This window comes from Candidatus Atribacteria bacterium, from assembly GCA_011056645.1.
In the GTDB taxonomy this organism is placed as follows: Bacteria; Atribacterota; Phoenicimicrobiia; order Phoenicimicrobiales; family Phoenicimicrobiaceae; genus Sediminicultor; species Sediminicultor quartus.
The window spans coordinates 1-3,022 of sequence record DSEL01000080.1; the positions used below are offsets into that span (position 1 = coordinate 1).

A 3,022-nucleotide genomic window follows, 5' to 3' on the forward strand; every position below is an offset into this window, starting at 1 on the left:
GGGGTTAGGATTGAAGATTCTGTGCTGATAACTGATGAAAGTTATGAAATACTAACCTGGTTTCCAAAACTATTAAACCTGTAAACAATATTAGGACGGGTCGGATAAATCCGACCCCTACAATAATAATTAATTTGGAGGAAATATATGGACGATCTAAAAAAAATAGATCCGGAGATATTTGATGCCATTAAGAATGAGGAAAATAGGCAAAAAAATACCATAGAATTAATAGCCTCGGAAAATTTCGTTTCTTCGGCGGTATTAGAAGCCCAAGGTTCAGTTTTGACCAATAAATATGCAGAAGGTTATCCGGGCAAGAATACTATGGTGGATGTAAATACATTGATATTGTAGAAAATATGGCGATTGAAAGGGCTAAAAAGATATTTAAGGCAGAACATGCCAATGTTCAGCCTCATTCCGGTTCACAGGCAAATATGGCAGTTTATTTCAGTGTATTAGAGGTGGGCGATACCATTTTAGCCATGAATCTTTCTCACGGTGGCCATCTTACTCATGGAAGCCCGGTAAACTTTTCCGGAAGATTCTTTAATATTATACCTTATGGAGTAGATAAAGATACTGAACGAATAGATTATGGTAATTTAAGAGATTTGGCTATAAAAAATAGACCAAAATTGATCATAGCCGGAGCGAGTGCCTATCCACGTGAGATAGATTTCTCTACTTTCAGATCTATTGCTGATGAAGTAGGAGCTTATTTAATGGCCGATATTGCCCATATTGCTGGATTAGTCGTAGCCGGTTTACATCAAAGTGCAGTACCCTATTGTCACTTTGTAACCACTACCACTCATAAAACTTTAAGAGGGCCCAGAGGCGGTTTAATATTGTGTACAGAAGAACATGCTCGAGCTATTGACAAAACCATATTCCCGGGGATTCAGGGCGGTCCCTTAATGCACGTTATAGCAGCCAAGGCAGTCTGTTTTAAAGAGGCAATGACCAGCGAATTTTTTGATTATCAGAAGCAGATCATCTTAAATGCCCGGGCTCTGGCAAGTAAATTGATGGAGTTAGGTTATAATTTAGTATCCGGTGGCACTGATAATCACTTGATGTTAGTAGATTTAAGAAATAAAGGGCTTACAGGAAAGCAAGCGGAGAAAGCCCTCGAGGATGCCGGGATCACCGTAAACAAAAATGCGGTGCCTTTTGACCCGCAAAAACCCATGATCACCAGTGGCATAAGGATCGGAACTCCAGCAGTAACTATCCGGGGAATGAAAGAAGAAGAGATGGAAATAATAGCCGGATTGATCAATAGAGTGTTGAATGATACGGATAATCAGGAAATAAAAGATGAAGTAAAAAAAGAAGTAGAAAGTTTTTGTAAAAGATTTGCTTAAAAGAGGGAGGTTTTATCTTGATTTCTACCAGCGATTTTAAAAGAGGATTGACTATCGAAATAAATGAGGATATTTATAGCATTGTTGAATTTCAACATGTTAAACCTGGCAAGGGGGGAGCTTTTGTAAGAACTAAGCTTAAAAATGTGAAAACCGGACTTATCACCGATAAAACATTTAGAGCAGGAGAAAAGATGGAGCAGGCTATCATAGATAGAAAAACTATGCAGTATCTATACAATGACGGTAGTAATTATTGTTTCATGAATAAAGAAAATTACGAGCAAATTTCTTTATCCAAAGAACAGATAAGCGAAATAACTGATTTTTTAAAAGAAGGTAATGATGTGGATGTAATATTCTGTAAGGGTGAGCTAATTGGTGCTGAATTACCTAATTTTATGAACTTAAAAATTATTAGTACCATGCCAGGAGTAAAGGGAAATACGGTATCCGGTGCGCTAAAACCAGCAACTTTGGAGACCGGGGCTATCATTCAAGTCCCTTTGTTTATCAAAGAAGGCGATATTATTAAAATAGATACCAGAGATAAGAGATATATAGAAAGAGAGTAAATTAATATCTCGCAAACAAACAAATAATAGGGATATTAATAATTTGAATGTCTAAAATATATTTCTCTAACGAGATGTTAGATACGAGATACTAAAGATACGGGTGCGAGGAGCGACAATCAATGCAGACTATTAAAACCGATTTAGGTGAAATAAATATTACCAAAGAAACCATTGAGATTATGGTTAGTTTAAATTTGGCTGATGTTAAAGGGGTAGTTAGCAGCAGAAAGTCAATCATAAAGGAAATAACTGACATGTTAAAGGGAGATATTATCGAAAACAAAATAGAAAAAGCGGTCCGTACCATAAAAGTAGAGATAAAAGAGAATAAACCTTTGATAAATTTATATATTATTATCAAATACGGAGTAAGGATGCCCGATATAGCCTGGGATATTCAAAATAGAGTGAAAGATAATTTATTGAAAAAATTAGGAATTAAAATTAATAAAATAGATATACATATTCAAGGAATCCAGTTTCCCAAGAAGACCCAAAGCAAGAAAAATTTGGTTGCTTCCAATCTATTCGTTGAAGTTTTCTAATACTGTATTTGATTTTAACTCAAACGCTATATTATATGAAGGTAATCTGTATTAACAGGAGGACTAATGGGAGGACGAAGATTATCCCGAGAAATGGCCTTAAAAGCCTTGTTTCAAATTGATTTAGTTAACACTAATATGGAAGAAGCGCTGAAATATACTTTTGAAAATGATGAACTTTTAGATGAAGTTAAAGAATTTTCTTTTATCTTGGTAAAAGGAGTGTTAAGTAATCTAATTGAGATAGATAAGGTCATTAACCTTTCTACTAACAATTGGTCTTTGGAAAGAATTACCAACATTGATAGAAGCATTCTTCGGATAGCAATTTATGAAATATTATTCCTAAAAAATATACCTAAAAGTGTCTCTATCAACGAAGCAGTGGAATTAGCTAAAAAATATGGAACCAAAAGTTCTTTTAGTTTTGTTAACGGAGTTTTAGGAAAAATAAATAAAGAAGAATAAAGCATAAAAAGATAGACTGAAAAATGATGAATAATTTTATAGAATCAAAAATATATAC

Annotated in this window: 4 protein-coding genes and 1 pseudogene; all 5 read left to right on the plus strand. The window is 34.4% G+C overall.

Annotated elements, in window-relative coordinates:
• The coding region (locus tag ENO17_03225) for a metallopeptidase (protein HER24049.1) at positions 1 to 84 on the plus strand (84 nt) is incomplete at its 5' end.
• A 63-nt stretch (positions 85 to 147) separates the two neighbouring features.
• Positions 148 to 1,373 (plus strand): annotated as a pseudogene (locus tag ENO17_03230) (serine hydroxymethyltransferase).
• Positions 1,374 to 1,390: 17 nt separating this feature from the next.
• On the plus strand, positions 1,391 to 1,948 hold the full coding sequence (gene efp, locus ENO17_03235) for an elongation factor P (protein HER24050.1): 558 nt from the start codon (positions 1,391 to 1,393) through the stop codon (positions 1,946 to 1,948).
• A gap of 122 nt (positions 1,949 to 2,070) precedes the next feature.
• On the plus strand, positions 2,071 to 2,496 hold the full coding sequence (locus ENO17_03240) for an Asp23/Gls24 family envelope stress response protein (GenBank protein ID HER24051.1): 426 nt from the start codon (positions 2,071 to 2,073) through the stop codon (positions 2,494 to 2,496).
• Positions 2,497 to 2,562: 66 nt separating this feature from the next.
• Positions 2,563 to 2,964 carry a transcription antitermination factor NusB gene (gene nusB / locus ENO17_03245; GenBank protein HER24052.1) on the plus strand — a complete coding sequence of 134 codons (402 nt, stop codon included), beginning with the start codon at positions 2,563 to 2,565 and terminating at the stop codon, positions 2,962 to 2,964.
• Positions 2,965 to 3,022: the final 58 nt, after the last annotated feature.

Excerpts from the sequence above, each read along its gene's own strand:
- ENO17_03240 (HER24051.1), top strand. The coding sequence starts at position 2,071 with ATGCAGACTATTAAAACCGATTTAGGTGAAATAAATATTACCAAAGAA.
- nusB (HER24052.1), top strand. The coding sequence starts at position 2,563 with ATGGGAGGACGAAGATTATCCCGAGAAATGGCCTTAAAAGCCTTGTTT.